Annotated in this window: 18 protein-coding genes and 1 pseudogene; 11 read left to right on the top strand and 8 right to left on the bottom strand. The window is 53.2% G+C overall.

What is annotated here, in order from left to right; genetic code table 11:
- The 8 genes and pseudogenes from HZS80_RS18220 to HZS80_RS18185 form a co-directional block, all read left to right on the top strand.
- Nucleotides 1-114: pseudogene (locus tag HZS80_RS18220) on the top strand (IS630-like element ISHsp2 family transposase); the annotation flags it as partial.
- A gap of 64 nt (nt 115-178) precedes the next feature.
- Nucleotides 179-592, top strand: coding sequence for a hypothetical protein (locus HZS80_RS18215; protein WP_179916866.1), 414 nt, complete (start codon nt 179-181; stop codon nt 590-592).
- A 104-nt stretch (nt 593-696) separates the two neighbouring features.
- Nucleotides 697-1,335: a hypothetical protein gene (locus HZS80_RS18210; protein ID WP_179916865.1), complete on the top strand. Its 639-nt coding sequence runs from the start codon at nt 697-699 to the stop codon at nt 1,333-1,335.
- Complete coding sequence (locus HZS80_RS18205) at nt 1,325-2,032, top strand: class I SAM-dependent methyltransferase (protein ID WP_179916864.1); 708 nt, start codon at nt 1,325-1,327, stop codon at nt 2,030-2,032. Before HZS80_RS18210 ends, HZS80_RS18205 begins: the two co-directional genes overlap by 11 nt.
- 126 nt (nt 2,033-2,158) lie before the next feature.
- Entirely contained in the window at nt 2,159-2,413 is a 255-nt protein-coding gene (locus tag HZS80_RS18200) for a type II toxin-antitoxin system ParD family antitoxin (protein WP_179916863.1), read from the top strand.
- Entirely contained in the window at nt 2,413-2,709 is a 297-nt protein-coding gene (locus HZS80_RS18195) for a type II toxin-antitoxin system RelE/ParE family toxin (RefSeq protein ID WP_179916862.1), read from the top strand. The genes HZS80_RS18200 and HZS80_RS18195 overlap by 1 nt, the downstream gene beginning before the upstream one ends.
- A 201-nt stretch (nt 2,710-2,910) precedes the next feature.
- Entirely contained in the window at nt 2,911-3,132 is a 222-nt protein-coding gene (locus tag HZS80_RS18190; protein ID WP_179916861.1) for an addiction module protein, read from the top strand.
- Nucleotides 3,132-3,425, top strand: coding sequence for a type II toxin-antitoxin system RelE/ParE family toxin (locus HZS80_RS18185; RefSeq protein ID WP_179916860.1), 294 nt, complete (start codon nt 3,132-3,134; stop codon nt 3,423-3,425). Before HZS80_RS18190 ends, HZS80_RS18185 begins: the two co-directional genes overlap by 1 nt.
- Before the next feature lie 160 nt (nt 3,426-3,585).
- Here the strand turns inward: HZS80_RS18185 and HZS80_RS18180 are convergent, their stop codons facing one another.
- The 3 genes from HZS80_RS18180 to uraH are packed head-to-tail and all read right to left on the bottom strand — an operon-like array spanning nt 3,586 to nt 5,907.
- Nucleotides 3,586-4,320, bottom strand: coding sequence for a GntR family transcriptional regulator (locus tag HZS80_RS18180; RefSeq protein WP_179916859.1), 735 nt, complete (start codon nt 4,318-4,320; stop codon nt 3,586-3,588).
- Nucleotides 4,321-4,338: 18 nt separating this feature from the next.
- Entirely contained in the window at nt 4,339-5,538 is a 1,200-nt protein-coding gene (locus HZS80_RS18175; RefSeq protein WP_179916858.1) for a urate hydroxylase PuuD, read from the bottom strand.
- A 15-nt stretch (nt 5,539-5,553) separates the two neighbouring features.
- Nucleotides 5,554-5,907, bottom strand: a complete 354-nt coding sequence (gene uraH, locus HZS80_RS18170) for a hydroxyisourate hydrolase (RefSeq protein WP_179916857.1) — start codon at nt 5,905-5,907, stop codon at nt 5,554-5,556.
- Between the two features lie 145 nt (nt 5,908-6,052).
- Here uraH and uraD point away from each other — a divergent pair, with 145 nt between their 5' ends.
- On the top strand, nt 6,053-6,589 hold the full coding sequence (uraD, locus tag HZS80_RS18165) for a 2-oxo-4-hydroxy-4-carboxy-5-ureidoimidazoline decarboxylase (RefSeq protein ID WP_179916856.1): 537 nt from the start codon (nt 6,053-6,055) through the stop codon (nt 6,587-6,589).
- Nucleotides 6,590-6,708: 119 nt separating this feature from the next.
- On the top strand, nt 6,709-8,076 hold the full coding sequence (locus HZS80_RS18160; protein WP_179916855.1) for a uracil-xanthine permease family protein: 1,368 nt from the start codon (nt 6,709-6,711) through the stop codon (nt 8,074-8,076).
- A 79-nt stretch (nt 8,077-8,155) separates the two neighbouring features.
- Here the strand turns inward: HZS80_RS18160 and HZS80_RS18155 are convergent, their stop codons facing one another.
- From HZS80_RS18155 to HZS80_RS18145, 3 genes are all read right to left on the bottom strand, one after another.
- On the bottom strand, nt 8,156-8,512 hold the full coding sequence (locus tag HZS80_RS18155; RefSeq protein ID WP_035562299.1) for a phasin family protein: 357 nt from the start codon (nt 8,510-8,512) through the stop codon (nt 8,156-8,158).
- A 181-nt stretch (nt 8,513-8,693) separates the two neighbouring features.
- A complete protein-coding gene (locus tag HZS80_RS18150) occupies nt 8,694-9,383 on the bottom strand; it encodes a glutathione binding-like protein (protein WP_179916854.1) in 690 nt (229 codons plus the stop codon).
- A 115-nt stretch (nt 9,384-9,498) separates the two neighbouring features.
- The gene (locus HZS80_RS18145) at nt 9,499-10,191 is read right to left on the bottom strand and encodes a glutathione S-transferase family protein (RefSeq protein WP_179916853.1); all 693 of its coding nucleotides are present in this window, start codon (nt 10,189-10,191) and stop codon (nt 9,499-9,501) included.
- 393 nt (nt 10,192-10,584) lie between these two features.
- Between HZS80_RS18145 and HZS80_RS18140 the strand changes: the two genes are divergently transcribed.
- Nucleotides 10,585-12,276 carry an L-lactate permease gene (locus HZS80_RS18140; RefSeq protein WP_035562289.1) on the top strand — a complete coding sequence of 564 codons (1,692 nt, stop codon included), beginning with the start codon at nt 10,585-10,587 and terminating at the stop codon, nt 12,274-12,276.
- Nucleotides 12,277-12,370: 94 nt separating this feature from the next.
- Here the strand turns inward: HZS80_RS18140 and HZS80_RS18135 are convergent, their stop codons facing one another.
- Together HZS80_RS18135 and HZS80_RS18130 are read right to left on the bottom strand one after the other, a co-directional pair.
- Complete coding sequence (locus HZS80_RS18135; RefSeq protein ID WP_035562286.1) at nt 12,371-12,895, bottom strand: gamma carbonic anhydrase family protein; 525 nt, start codon at nt 12,893-12,895, stop codon at nt 12,371-12,373.
- A 34-nt stretch (nt 12,896-12,929) separates the two neighbouring features.
- On the bottom strand, nt 12,930-15,932 hold the full coding sequence (locus HZS80_RS18130) for an FAD-binding and (Fe-S)-binding domain-containing protein (RefSeq protein ID WP_179916852.1): 3,003 nt from the start codon (nt 15,930-15,932) through the stop codon (nt 12,930-12,932).
- Nucleotides 15,933-15,941 lie beyond the last annotated feature (9 nt).

The raw sequence follows: 15,941 nt of genomic DNA, 5'->3' as shown, positions 1-15,941 counted from the left end.
ATGAAGTACACCTGGCTGCCCTTGAGTGCCTATCTCTCGTTTGAACGTCTACGTGAAGAGGTACACCGCTTACTCGGTGGTTACGGAACTGATCACGCGATTAATTTTGAATAGGCACTTATCTCAGACACTTTACATTGACCTTTACTCTGTGGGAATTGAGGCTGCGGTCGCGCAAATGGTTAACGTAATTCAAGGAATGAATGGATATCAGAGATCGAATCAAGCACCGTACTCGAATGTTGGATTTACAGTAGGAGGCAGTGACCAGGAATTAGACATACATCTGGTCGCTCAGCATTATCTTGAGCCCATTGCGAGCTTCGTTGTTCTTGTAATGAATGACGAAGGTGATCTGGAATTCAGCACTCCGCATGAAGACCCAATAAAAGCGGGATTCAACAAGAACATTAAACTAAATAACGGAATTACCTATAACGGTCAGCTTGTTTCCGCGTTCAGGGGCTTGACGCCTAAAATGCCGATACTTGTCAAAGTAAAAGCTAAACAGGGTAAGAGCATACAGTTCTGTGGCGTGTTGCACCAAAAAGGCTCTCAAGAGTGGTCAATGATCCCGCAGTTTCAGGGTTAACAAGCGGCTTTTGTCGGACGCGCCTACGCTTCGCTTCGGCTCGCCGCAAAGCCGAGCGTTAGAGCTCACGAAGTTTCAAATGTCAGCGTCATTAAAGGACAGAAATGCAAAACCTTGTAAAACACACGCTTTATCTATTTCTTTGGATTACTGGTCTCACTGCTGCTATGACGCTCGCAGGAATTGGCTATGCATGGTTTTCCTCAGAGGCCAAAGAGCTTCCTCATTTGGAGTGGCTAATTGGTTCCGTAATAATAGAGGTAGTCGTAGTAATTCTTATGCTTGCAAAAAAGGGGATGAAGTATCTGCCTGACACGCAAACGGATAAAGAACCAAAGGATACACTTAAGTTTATGGAGAAATTTATCTCTATGGGAACAAGTGCGACGGTAGTGAGTAACAGAGTTTCGTGGCTTGTTGGTGACGATAAATTGATATCTATTCTTCAATCCAAAATTGAGAGCGGTACTCGCATTGAAATTATTACGCCAAGTGCAGTTCCAGAGGTGCTCAGAGAAAAGCTGAAAGGCGCATCTTTCATTATTACGAAAGAACAAGTTTCTCCTGAAGCAAGATTTACATTAGTGAATGGCGACCGTAGCGGTGCTGAAAAGCTTGCCATAGCACGAGGTGTTCACCCTGATCATGAGATAACAATTTTCGACAATAATTCTGGACCTCAAATAATTGCAATGGCGAAGGACATAATTAGAAAATCTAAGGAGCTGTCTAATGCCGCATAGATGGTGCAATTCAGCACAAATACGTCGAGAGCAAATTGAGTCAGGGATAGACTTAACATTCAATGAAGTATTCAAGCCTCTTATAGTAAGCCGCATTAAGGGACTTAGGCCTAGTCGAGTTCTGGAAGTCGGCGCTGGAACTGGACACATTTCCATTGAACTATCTAAATTGGGTTTTTCGGTCACGGCAATAGAACCTTCTTTAGGTATGTACTTGGTCGCCCAAGATGTTTTGTCTTCAACCGACGTAAAATTGGTAAACTGCACATCGTTCGAGTTAGAGCAAGATACGATTTACGAGGTCGCTTTCTCTCACCTTGTTGCACACGTTGTTGATGATCTTTCTGCTTTTTTTAGATCGATCGGTCAGCACATCGAGAAGAACGGGTACTTTATTTTCTCAATCCCACATCCCTGCTTTTATAATGACTACAAGAATTTTTTTGGAGATGAATATAATTACATGGTATCAATGACAAAAAACGTGTCATTTACCATCACAAAAGATTCGCAAAATACAATAAGTGGAGTTCCGTATCACCACAGGCCATTGTCAGAATACTTTAATAAGCTGGTTGAGTCCGGTTTCGCTATCGACGGCTTTGATGAAACTTATCCAGATGAACATATTCAAGAAAAATATGGAGCCAAATGGGAAACCCCACGATATTGTATGTTTACATGCAAAAAGCTCTAACAAACTCGGATTGGTTTTCCGCTGCGCTCCAAACCAACCGCAAATGCGGGCGTAAGAGCATCATTGATTCAGGGGGCGGGATGAGTATGATAATGTCATACCTCTCCCATGTTAGGAGTATCAGCCATGAGCATGCACCGGAAAACCATCACGCTGACTGAACAGCAAGACGGCTGGGTGAAAGCCCAGATTGAAAGCGGCCACTTTGGCAACGATAGTGAATACATCCGCGATCTCATCCGCAGGGATCAGCAGGCCAAACAACGTCTTGCCATGCTGAGGCAAGCCCTCGTTGAGGGTGAGTCAAGCGGGAACCCGAAACCCCTGGATATATCGGCTATTAAGACGGCTGGCCGTAAGCGGATCAAGGCGGTTGATTAGTGCTTGAGTTGAATGTGACGCCAAAGGCGGAATCAGATCTCATTGGAATTTGGGTGTATCCCTGTGAGGAATGGGGCGTAGATCAGGCGGATAATTACCTGGATCGGCTTGAGACCGGCATGAAACGGCTGATTGATTATCCATCACTTGGCGCTAACTACGACCATGTTTTTTCTGGGTATCGCAGATTACAGGTCGAGCACCACGCTGTTTTTTATCAACTGCATGAATCGGAAGTGCTTGTTGTTCGTGTGCTTCACGAGGATATGGATGCTCCGGAAAGGCTTTTGGAGTAGTGGGAGCTCTATTTTCGGCGCAGCTTCAAGATCTCCATCAAGCCCCGTGTCGTTGCCGCCCAACAAGTAGATGCACTCGGAAAAATTACTCGCTACGCTCCTAATTTTCCGGTGAGCAAGGCATTATGCCGTTTCTCTCCCCCCGTCTCCGGCATGCTAGAATTGAAAAGTAATCTGCTCATGCGAAGAGGTTCCACAATCATGAGACTCGAACAAGTCATTCAAGAGACAAAAGGGCTTTCAGCTAATGATCGAGCTTTACTTGCCCATTGGCTGATTTCTAGCCTTGAAACTCAGCAAGATGAAGGGGTCGATGCTGCTTGGCTCTCTCTTGCTGAACAGCGGCTTGATGAGCTTGAGACGGGCAAAGTTCAAGGGGTGTCATGGGAAGAAATTAAAGGCCAACTTAAGCGTCCTTCGTAATGACTGAGCTGAGTTTTCATCCAGATATTTATGGTGAGCTACAAGAGGCTTACTCATGGTACGAACAACAGGCCGTTGGTTTGGGGGATGATTTCGTCAGCGAACTTGAGTCTGCCTTCGAATCGATAAAGTCGTTGCCAGAAACGTGGCCGAAATTCGGTAAGCGAACACGCAGATTTTTGCTGACAAAGTTCCCGTACGCTATCGTTTATAAGCCTTCCATTTCTACCTGTCACGTAGTTGCGATAATGCATCAAAGCCGCAAGCCGGGTTATTGGCTCCACCGGGCATAATCGCGTAGCCGATGAATTCTACCCCCTAGCCCACACAACACCCTCCACCAAGGCGTCGGATCGGCGATCCACTCAAGGCCTCACAGCCTAGTATTATTGAACGGCGTATCTAAAGAGCCTCAAGCCGTGCTAAAAGCGCTAACACTACAAACTAGCGCCCTTAACCCCCAAATATCTGCTGCAAATCCGGCACGTTCTCCTCCTCTTCCACCATTGAGAGCGACGCCTCAATAGCTTTCAGGTGGCGGCTCATAAAGGCTTTGGCGCGCTCGCCATTACCTGTTTCCAGGTAGCCGATCAGGTCATCGTGGTCGTGGGATTCGCAGCCTAAATGGCCGCGGTGGCCGTAGACGGCGAGTATCAGCGATGAGCGCGAGCAGAGGCGTTCGACAAACTCTGCCAGGGTGGCGTTACCTGAGAGCTGCGCAAGGCGCACGTGAAAGTCAGCCGATAGCCGAATGGCGACGCTCTGCTGGCCGCTGCGCAGGGCTTGGCGCTCTTGGCGGGCCATTTCGCGCAGTTCCGCTGCTTCTTTTTCGCCCATGCGCCGGGCTACATCGGGCATTAATCCGCACTCGATCAACTGGCGGGCAACGAATACGTCTTTGGCTTCGTCGGCGGTGGGCCGGGTGACGCTGGCGCCACGGCGTGGTATTAGCGTGACTAACTGCTCCAGCGCCAGGCGCTGCAGGATTTTACGAATGCCGGTGCGGCTAATGCCGAATACATCCGCCAGCGCATCTTCGCGCAGCCGTGCGCCGGGCTTTAAGCGCTGCTCGACAATGGCATCGCTTACGGAGCGATAGATCGCATCGTGGCGCTCATCGCCCTCTTTGCTATTTTTAACTTCTTTAGCAGGAGCGCGCCGTTTTTCCGGCGCCTGCGCATCACTCATAGCTAGCCTCTCTGATCGTTACTCCCAAGCGGCAATGATATCGCGCTCTTCATCGCTCATGTTGGTCATATTGCCTAACGGCATGTAGCGGCTGGCCACGACCTGCTGAATCTGCGTTTTTTGGCCCAGAATCTCATCCCAGCTATCGAAAGCAAACCCGGCGGGAGGCGCTGAAAAGCCTTCATGCTCGGGATTACTGGCATGGCATTGTACACAGTGCTGTTCTATCAACCCGGTGATTTGCGCCTGGTCTGGCCCTTCCGTGCCGTCCACGCCGCCCGGTGATGACGCACTCGGCGCCGCCACCCAAAAGGCTAACAGAATAAGCCCTACCCCAAAGGCGGGATACGCTGGCTGGGTTTTGCCTGCATGCATCAATACAAAGAACTGACGGATCAAGGCACCGGCAAAGATAAACAGCACCATCACCACCCAGGCAAGCTCATGGGAGTAGATAAATGAGTAGTGATTACTCACCATCAGCAACACGACCGGTAGCGTGAAGTAGGTGTTATGCACCGAGCGCTGTTTGCCGCGTTTGCCATCCAGCGGATTGGGCGCATCGCCCGCCTTCATGGCTTTTACCATGCGGCGCTGGCCGGGAATAATCCAGAAGAAAACATTAGCCGACATCGCCGTCGCCATTACCGCACCCGTGAGTAAGAAGGCGGCACGGCCGGTAAACATTTGCGTGCTCAGGTAGGCAACGATCACCATCATCACGGCAACCGCAATGCTGAGCAGGCCGTCGCGATCCATATTGGGGCTAATGCGCTTACACAGCTCGTTATAAACCACCCAACCACCGAGCAAGAATGCCAGTGCCAGCACGTTGGCCTGCCAGCCGGTCATGTTGGCGGCCCACTCCCAGGGGCTATTGGGATTTACCAGATAGAAGCCCGGATGGACCATATAGAGAATAACAAACAGCGCAAAGCCGGAAAGCCAGGTGGTATAGGCTTTCCAAAATGACCAGTGCAGATCATTGGGGAGCTTGGCGGGAGCGGTGGCATACTTCTGGTTGTGGTAAAAACCACCGCCATGCACCGACCACATTTCACCAAAGACGCCCTTCTCGCGGTCTTCCTCAGCCTTTGGTGTGCGCAGGCTATTATCCAGCATCACAAAATAGATAGACTCACCGATCCAGGCGATAGCCGCAATCACATGCAGCCAGCGCAGCAGCAAATTAACAAAATCGATTAGGTATGCTTGCATAACGGAACTCCCCTATCAGCTACCGCGGTAAGTTGAGTAGCCATAGGGCGAGAGGAGTAGCGGCACATGGTAGTGCTGGCTGGCATCGGCGACGCCAAAGCGCAGCGGGATTACGTCTAAAAATCGCGGCTCATTAGCTTCAACGCCTTGGGCACGCAGGTAATCACCGGCATGGAACACCAGCTCGTACTCCCCTGGTGTGAGCGCATCACCTTCTAAAATAGGTGCATCGCAACGCCCGTCACTGTTGGTGATTACGGTGCTCAGATGCTGGCGATCACTGCCGGTAAGGTGAAACACCTCAATGGTAATGCCCTGACCGGGCTGACCTTTGGCGGTATCCAGTACGTGGGTGGTTAAACGCCCCATGGCCACTCCTTATTTATAACGTTGTTTGGTTGTCTTGACCTATTGGTCAAAGAGTACCGTTACTGCTATTTATTGTATACAGTAATTCTATTCCAGCACATTTGAGCAATCGTCGCTTTAATATTATTCGTTTTGGAGAGTGCCAATGCCTACAAATCACCCGTTACTGCTTTCCCCCGCACCGAGTCAGTGCAGCCTGGAAATGCTTGCCCATCACTATGGGGATGTTTATGAGCACTCTCCTTGGGTAGCCGAAGCGGCTTGGCAGCATGGCCTGACTGACGCCCACGATGCGCCCGACGCACTGGCCGCGCTGATGGGTCTTATGTTGCAGCAGGCAAGCAGTGAACAGCAAATTAAAGTGATTCAGGCGCACCCAGACTTGGCAGGCAAAGCCGCCATGGCAGGTGAGCTCACTCAAGATTCAACCAGCGAACAGGCAGGCGCCGGGCTCGACCAGTGCAGCCCTGAAGAGTTTGCGCGCTTTGAATATCTCAACACGGCGTACAAGGAGAAGTTTGGTTTTCCTTTCGTGATTGCCGTTAAAGGGCTGGATCGGCATGACATTCTTGCTGCCTTTGAAGAGCGCCTGAACAACGACCCAGCCACCGAAAGAAAAACGGCGATTGAGCAAATTATCCGTATTGCGCGCTTTCGTTTAAGGGCGCGGGCCGAGCAATAAACCAAAGCGTTGACGCCTATTCGCCGAAGGGGCTATTGCATTTATTTCTTGTATACACTTTTATTAGTTAATGGATGCAAGATGATAATAATGCCACCCACTGCGAATAAAGGCTCTTTATGTCCACTCCGCCCGACGCTCAGACGCGGCCTTCGCGTACCATTAATCAAAACCCCGACGCGATGCCGCCGCTCTCAAAAGCGATTCCACTCGGCCTACAGCACATCATGGCCATGTTCGCTGGTAACGTAACGCCGCCAATTATTATTGCCGGCGTGATTGGCGCCAACCCGGCGGAGCAGATCTTTTTAATCCAGGTGGCGCTGTTTGTGGCGGGGGTATCCACGCTGGTACAAACCATCGGTATTGGACCAATAGGCGCCCGCCTGCCTATTGTGCAGGGCACCAGCTTTGGTTTTTTGCCGGTGGCACTACCGTTGGCTAAAGCATTTGGCCTGCCCGCTGTGCTCGGTGCTTCCTTTGTGGCTGGGCTGCTACAAATTGTTCTCGGCGCCTTTTTAAAGAAGATTCGCCACTGGTTCTCGCCGGTGGTGACCGGCATCGTGGTGCTCTTGATCGGGATTACCTTGATGCCGGTGGGACTCAATTACGCCGCGGGTGGCGTTGGCGCGGATGACTTCGCATCGCCTGGTAACTTGCTGTTGGCGCTGTTTGTCCTCAGCGTGACGATTGCCATTCATCAGTATGGGCATGGCTTTATAAAAGCGTCTTCGATTCTGTTTGGCTTAGTGGCGGGCTATGCGGTTGCCATCATTCTTGGCAAGGTCGATTTTACCTCGCTAAGCAACGCCGCTTGGTTCGCGCTACCCAAACCACTGGAATACGGCATGACGTTTTCTGGTACCGCGATCATCGGCATGACGCTGATTATGTTTGTGGTGGGGCTAGAAACGATTGGCAATATCTCCGCGATTACCACCACTGGCGCTGGCCGCCCCGCTAAAGACCGTGAGCTCTCTGGCGGCGTTATGGCCGATGGGGTAGCAACTTCATTTGCCGCCGTTTTCAACACCCTGCCCAACACCGCTTATGCGCAGAACGTTGGCCTGATTACCCTCACTGGCGTAGTCAGTCGCCACGTGGTGACTATCGGCGGGCTGCTATTGATCGCCATGGGGCTATTTCCCAAGCTGGGCGGGCTGGTCGCCGCCATGCCGCCTGCGGTACTTGGCGGAGCAGGTGTAGTGATGTTCGGCATGATCGCGTCGGCGGGTCTTAAAATCATCAAAGAGTGCGAGCTGGATCAACGCAATATGCTGATCATCGCCGTATCGCTAAGCCTGGGGATAGGTCTGCCTGCCGTCGAGGCGATTTCAGAAACCATGCCGGGGCAAATGGGGCTGCTGCTTAAGTCAGGTTTAGTGCCTGCTGCACTCGCCGCTTTATTGTTGGATGCCATCCTGCCGGGCAAGCCTGATAGGCGCGCCAAGCTGGCGAAGGACGAAGCGGAGTATCAAAACCGTTAATCATGCGATGACGGGCAAACGAAAACAAAAATGCCGAACCCTTTGGGCACGGCATCTTTAAGCGGTGGTACAGGCTAGATCACTGTTTGGCAGTCTCTACCGCTTTTTTAGAGGTTTCTTCTGCCATTTTTTGGCTGTCTTGAGCAAAGCTTTGGCCGATGGAAGTCACTTTTTCAGTGTCGCCCTTCACTCGCTCCATAAACTCGCCAGCCGTTTTCTGCTGGCTCTCCATGGCCTTTTTGAAGCTGTCTGCATCTTTTACATCAAGCCAAGTGCGCGCTTGTGAAATTGCCATATCAGAGTAGGCACGGAAAGCGTCCATTTGTGCACTGAAAAGCTGATCGTAGTAATCAAGGGCTGTTAGCGTGTAAGAACGCATGGGTGAAACAAATGCGGACTCAAACTGTTGCGTTGTCTTATCAGTAGCTTTCGTCATCTTCATATCTCCAGATGTGAGCTAGCACATAAACACGCCTCATTAGGCGGTTGTTAGCCAGGCTGTTGCCTCTGCTGTCCTTAAAGCTAGCAGTGCTTTTTGTGCAGCGCAACATGGTTTTTTACTCATGCTGCGCCTGCTCACTTCTGGTCAGTGCAAAACGCTGGCGGCATCCTGGCTACTAGCGGTTACCGAACAAATGCTTACGCGCCTGTTCGTCCATTTCTACACCCGCCTGAGGATTAACATCTTCGACCAATGCGTAGGCTCGGCGCACGGCTGGGCGTGCTTTGACCATCTCGAACCAGCGCTCTAGGTCGGGGAACTCTTCAATGGTTTGACGCTGTTTTTCCCAAGGAACAATCCAGGGGTAGATCGCCATGTCGGCAATCGAGTAGTCATCGCCGCCCACATAAGTGTGATTCGCCAGGCGCTGATCCAACACGCTGTAAAGGCGATTGGTTTCACGCACGTAACGCTCGATGGCATACTCAATTTTCTGCGGGGCGTAATGGCAAAAGTGGTGGTTTTGGCCTGCCATCGGGCCTAAACCGCCCATTTGCCAGTGAAGCCACTGCAGCACGATATAACGTTCGCGGCCCGCAGCAGGCAAGAAAAGACCGCTCTTATCGGCGAGGTATTCCAGAATCGCGCCAGACTCAAACATCGAAAGCGGCTGACCGCCATCCTGCGGGGAGTGATCGACAATGGCCGGGATACGGTTATTAGGGGCAATAGAGAGAAATTCAGGGTCAAACTGCTCGCCCCGGCCAATGTTAACCGGCTTCACTCGATACGCCAGTTTGGCTTCTTCGAGCATGATGGAGATTTTGTGGCCGTTAGGTGTTGTCCAGTAGTACAGGTCAATCATTGCCATCTCCTTTATGAAAACACTGATTGGCTCATTATGAGCCCATCAAGCTTTCGAAATGCAGCTGGCGGCACACGAATGTACCGCCATGGTTAGATATAGCGCGCAGCGAGCGTTATATCTCCCGCACGGTCAGAGCGGTGCTGGCCGCCCCGTCGTGTACGCCAAGCATGCGTTTGAACCACTCGTCTACCGGGTCGCCCGGCTCTACTACCGCCTGTGATGATACGACATGGGCCCACATCATGCTGCCGAACAATAAGTAGTCGCAGCCGCTGGGTGCATCACCGTCTAAAAAGGCGCTCTCCCGCAGCAGGTCACGTACCGGCGCCAGCGCCTGTTGAAGCTTCTGTTTACCCTGCTCAGGCTGATGAAACTCTTCTAGCGTGCAGCCAAAACGAGCCTCACGGGTTTCGCGGAAATAGGCCTGGTCACCAGGATGTATTGCTGCGAACAGATCCATGGCGATAATACGGAATAGCGCCGGATTCACGCTGCGCTCAACGACGTATTTGAACAGTAAAGCCCGCTGATAGCTGACGCCTTCGCCCAACACGGGTGACTCGGGATACGCTTTGTCCAGATAGCGCATGATCTCGAAGCTGTCGGTGACAACCTGCTCGCCGTCGCACAGCACCGGCACTTTGTCGTAGTCGGCAAACTCCAGCGCTTTTTTATCAAGGAATCGCCATGCCACGGTGGTGAATTCCAGGCCTTTATGGGCAAGCGCCATCCGTACGCGCCAGCAGTAAGGTGAGAAGCGTAGCCGTTCGTCACGGCCGCACAGGTCATAAAGCTTAAGTGCCATTACTACCGCCTTTTAGTTCGTTACATTGGGTGCTGAAAAACTGTTGGTAAAAAGTGGTTAGAAAACCACATTTATAAACGCTGCGTAGTTAAACAATGAGCTCAAGGAACTAGCCGTGCAAGAGGTACGGCTAGGCACTGTCTATTAGTCTAATAGCAGCGCTTGCTATAGCTTCGGCTTTATTTCTAAAAAAACATTATAAAACAATAAACTATGAAAAAAAGTGCGGTATAAATCGATATCTTAAACACACGCCAAACTGGTAAGACCAATTTTCCAATGTAGTCATATTGTTAGGCTAAACGTATCTTTCACCTACACCCGACTGGCACCACAACAGCCAGACGGTTATTGCGGAGCATACCAAATCAATAACAAGGGGCAGTTCCTTCCATGAACGAAACGATTCTTGCACTTCTGGCCTTTCTGCCGCTGTTACTGGCCGGTATTTTGCTCATAGGTTTTAAAATACCAGCCAAGATAGCGATGCCTATTGTTTTCCTGACCGCTGCCATTATTGGCTTAACCGCGTGGGATATGTCCTTTAGCCGCGTAGCGGCATCGACCATTCAAGGCCTGATTCAAACAGCGGGTCTTTTGTGGATTATCTTTGGCGCCATCTTGCTGCTTAACACCCTTAAGCACTCCGGCGGCATTACCGCTATCCGTAATGGCTTTTCAGATATTAGTCCCGACCGCCGCGTACAGGCGTTGATTGTTGCTTGGCTGTTCGGCTGCTTTATCGAAGGGGCTTCAGGCTTCGGTACGCCAGCCGCGGTTGCCGCACCCTTGATGGTTGCTCTCGGCTTCCCGGCGCTTGCGGCGGTGGTTGTGGGTATGATGATTCAATCAACGCCGGTCTCGTTTGGCGCAGTGGGTACGCCTATTGTGGTCGGTGTCGGTAGCGGCTTGGATCGCGCAGGTATTAGCGCCGAACTCGACTCAGTAGGCTCTAGCTGGGATGTCTTCTTCCAGCTAGTCACCAGCGAAGTGGCGATTACTCACGGTATCGTGGGCATTTTAATGCCGCTGATTCTGGTTACCGTGATGGTGCGCTTCTTCGGTGCCAACCGCTCCTGGAAAGAGGGGCTGTCGATTACCCCCTTCGCCATCTTTACCGGTATCTGCTTCGTAGTGCCTTACATGCTGGTAGGCGTGCTGCTGGGCCCTGAGTTCCCTTCAATGATCGGCGCTATGGTGGGCTTGGCAATTGTCGTACCCGCTGCCAAACGTGGCTTCCTGATGCCAAAAGATACCTGGGACTTCCCCGAGTCCTCTTCTTGGCCTGACGAGTGGATCGGTAACCTACAGATCAAGCTTGATGACGTTGTAGGCAAAGCGCCAATGTCCACCTTCAAAGGCTGGGTACCCTACGTACTGTTGGCACTGTTTTTGGTGGCCTCACGCACCATCGAACCACTGCGTAGCGCACTAACGTCGATCAACCTCAGCTGGAGCAATATCCTTGGCGAAGCGGGCGTAAGCGGTGGCGTTCAGCCGCTCTACCTACCGGGTGGGATCATTGTTGCCGTGGTTATCGTTACCTACTTCCTTCACCGTATGAACCCGCAAAAGATCAGCGCAGCGGTGTCTGAATCCACCAAAACGATATTTGGTGCTGGCTTCGTGTTGATCTTTACCGTGCCGATGGTGCGTATCTTGATCAACTCCGGCGTTAACGGCGCAGATCTTGTCTCGATGCCGGTGATGATGGCCCAGGCAGTGGCCGATAGCGTGGGCGGCATTTATCCCTTCTTTGCCCCAGCAGTCGGGGCAATGGGCGCCTTCATTGCAGGCTCCAACACGGTATCCAACCTGATGCTGGCGGAATTCCAGTTCAGCGTTGCGGAAACCCTGGGACTTTCCACGGCCATGATGGTAGCGCTGCAGGCAGTGGGCGCGGCGGCGGGCAATATGATCGCTATCCACAACGTGGTCGCGGCATCCGCGACGGTGGGCCTGCTCGGCCGTGAAGGCGCCACCATCCGTAAGACGATTCTACCGACGCTCTACTACCTCATCTTCACCGGTATCATCGCCCTCATTGCGTTCTACGTGATTGGCGTAACAGATCCGTTAATGTGACCATAAAGTAGAACGGGCTGTAATAACGACGCTAGAAACGCAAACCCCCAGGCCAAGGCCTGGGGGTTTGCTATTTAGGACAGCGGGTTTTACGTCAATCGATACGCTTTAGCTGCTGGCTATGGAGCTTGCCGCGTTCAACATAGCTTTGAGCGTTCTGCTTCAGTCCCGCCACGACTTCTTCGGAAAGCTCCCGCACTACCTTGGCCGGCGAACCGACGATTAGCGAGTTGGGCGGAAACACTGCGCCTTCCTTAATAAAGGCACCGGCACCCACCAGGCTGTTCTCACCAATCACCGCGCCATTGAGCACGACCGCCTGGATACCGATCAGGCAGCCGTCACCGATGGTGCAGCCATGCAGCATCGCCTGGTGCCCTACCGTTACGCCTTTACCTACCTTGAGCGGAAAGCCTGGGTCTGCGTGCAGCACGGCGCCATCCTGGATATTGCTCTCTTCACCTACTTCAAGATGGTCGGTGTCACCGCGCAACACGGCTTGATACCAAACGCTTGAGCGCGCTTTTAAGGTGACCTGACCGATCACATCGGCCGTTTCCGCAATGTAAACGTCGTCGTGAACCGCTGGGCGATGCTCGCCGTATTGATAAAGTGCCACGTTAACCTCCTGGGTTGTTATTGGTGTTCCGCCTTCAGGCTAGCGCTTGTTCCAGCAATCGAGCAACGTGAATCGCTTCGCGGCCACTTCCATCGTGAATCTGATGGCGACAGCTCGTGCCATCGGCAATCAACACGGCGTTGCTATCCGCTTTTCGAATCGCAGGTAAAAGCGAGAGCTCCGCCATTTTCAGCGAGGCGTCGTAGTGCTCCGCTTCATAGCCAAAGCTACCCGCCATACCGCAACAGGAGGACTCGATAGTCTCGACGGTGAGGTCAGGAATCCAGCCCAGCACCTGCTCGACGGGGCGCAGCGCATCGAAAGCTTTTTGATGGCAGTGGCCATGCAGCATCGCACGCTCGTAGTTCAGCGGTTTCAGTTCGAGGGGAAGCTTATCTTCGGCCCGTGCCTTGACCAGAAACTCCTCAAACAGATAGGCCGATGACGACAACGCTTTTGCCTCTTCGCCAAAGCCGTACTGCAGGAATTCATCGCGCATGCTGAGCAGGCAAGAGGGTTCCAGGCCTACAATCGCCACGCCGCGCTCCACAAAGGGCATCAAGTGTTCAAGCGTACGTTTGGCTTCCGCCTTGGCTTTGTCAAACTGACCCGAAGAGAGGTAGGTCCGCCCACAGCAGAGTGGCCGCTGCCCTTTGGTTACGTTGAGATGCACACGGTAGCCTGCCGCTTCCAGCACCCGCTTGGCCGCTTTGGCGTTATCACCTTCCATATAGTTATTGAAGGTATCTACAAACAGCAGTACCTCCCGTTCCGAGGTGACTGGCTGCCGAGACGCCTCGGCACTGGCGAGAAAATTACCGTTAAACATCGGCAGCGAGCGTTTGGGCGCCAGCTTTAACGCCTGTTTGATCTGCTTAGCCAGAAACGGCACCCGCTCAACACCATTCACCAGGGCAGAAAACTTGCTAGCCCAGGGCGCATAGCGCGGCATTTCACCGACTATACGATCACGCAGGGATAAGCCTTTGACACGGGCGCGGGCGGTACGCGCCTCTATCTTGAACTTGGCCATATCGACGCCGGTAGGACAGTCACGCTTGCAGCCTTTGCAGGAGACGCAGAGATCCAGCGCTTCTTTCACATCGTCGCTGGCCAATCCTTCATCGCCCAACTGACCCGAGAGCACCAAACGCAAGGTATTAGCACGGCCACGGGTCAGGTGTTGCTCATCTTTTGTCACGCGGAAACTAGGGCACATAGTGCCTGCATCAAACTTACGGCAGTGGCCGTTGTTGTTGCACATCTCCACCGCCATGGCCAAGCCATGGGTGTCGTCGCCGCCGGTCCCGGGGGGCGACTGTTCGCCGGTGAGCGGATCGCGCTTCACGTTCCAGGCGGACCAGTCGAAGACCGGCGTCAGTGGAATGGTGGTATAGCTCTTGGGAAAACGAAAATAGCGCTCGTCATCCATTTTGGGGGTATCGACGATTTTGCCGGGGTTGAACAGATTTTCCGGGTCAAACAGCTGTTTTATTTCGCGGAAGGCGTTATTGACGGTTTCGCCAAACTGCCACGCCACCCACTCGCCACGGCAGATGCCGTCGCCGTGTTCGCCGGAGTAAGCGCCTTTGTATTCACGCACCAACGCGGAGGCCAGCTCGGCGATTTCACGCATTTTCTCGGCGCCGTCCCGGCGCATATCGAGAATTGGCCGTACGTGTAGCGTGCCGACACCGGCGTGGGCGTACCAGGTACCTTCAGTGCCGTAGCGGTTGAACACCTCGGTGAGCTTATTGGTGTACTCGGCCAAGTGTTCGAGCGGCACCGCGCAATCTTCAATAAAGGAGACCGGCTTACCGTCACCTTTCATGCTCATCATGATGTTGAGTCCGGCTTTGCGCACGTTCCACAGCGCTTTCTGCTCGGCCGCTTCGGGCATATCCACCACGCTGCCCGGCAGACCTAAATCGCCCATAAGCTCATTCAGCCCGCGCAGCGCTTCAAGCTGTTTGGCGTGGTCGTGACCGGCAAACTCCACCAGCAAAATCGCCTCGGGCTTGCCGATCAGCGCCTTCTCGATGACCGGGCGGAACGCTGGATTCTCAAGCGACAGCTCGATCATGGTGCGATCAACCAGCTCCACCGCCGTGGGGCCAAGCTTGACGATATGCTGAGTGAAATCCATCGCCTGGTAAAAGGTCGGGAAGTTCACCACACCCAGCACCTTCTGCTCAGGTAGCGGTGAAAGCCGGAGCTTAATACGCTGGCTCACCCCGAGCGTGCCTTCCGAACCCACCAGCAGATGGGCCAGGTTGGCACGGTTGCCTGGGTCGTAGGGCATCGGATTCTGACAATCGAATAGATCCAGGTTGTAACCCCCGACCCGGCGCAACACCTTAGGGAAGTGATCGCGAATTTCCGGGCCTACCCGCTCCGCAATCGCCCTCACCTGCTGGGCGAGGCGCTGCTCCCGCGAGCCTTCCGCGAAGCGGTCAACGAAACCAAAACTCGCCGCGCTGCCGTCAGCCAGTAGCGCGTCGACGCCCAGCACGTTGTGCACCATATTGCCGTAGTAGATCGAGCGTGACCCGCAGGAGTTATTGCCCGCCATCCCACCGATGGTGCACTGGGCGCTGGTGGAAACATCCACCGGATACCAGAGCCCATGAGGTTTGAGCCAGGCGTTAAGGTGGTCGAGCACGATGCCCGGCTCCACCACCACGGTGCGCGCCTCGGCGTCAAACTCAATCACCTGATTGAGCCAGCGGGTAGTATCGATCACCAGGGCTTCACCGACGGTTTGACCACACTGGCTAGTGCCCGCGCCCCGGGCCAAGATGGGCACCCTGGCATCACGGGCAATATCCAGGGCAATTTTCAGATCTTCCTGATGGCGCGGGATGACCACGCCTACCGGCGTCACCTGATAAATAGAAGCGTCGGTTGAATAGCGCCCCCGAGTGGCCCGGTCAAACAGCACCTCCCCGGCCATCTCTCGGGATAACCGCTCGGCTAGTTCGCCGAGCGGTTTAATCTTGGCATCGCGGGACGGGTATTGGTTCGTCAGAGACGTCATATGGCTCTC

Source organism: Vreelandella glaciei, assembly GCF_013415125.1.
Classification (GTDB): Bacteria; Pseudomonadota; Gammaproteobacteria; order Pseudomonadales; family Halomonadaceae; genus Vreelandella; species Vreelandella glaciei.
Note: the sequence above shows the minus strand (reverse complement) of the source record. Positions and strands in the feature narration are given on the sequence as shown.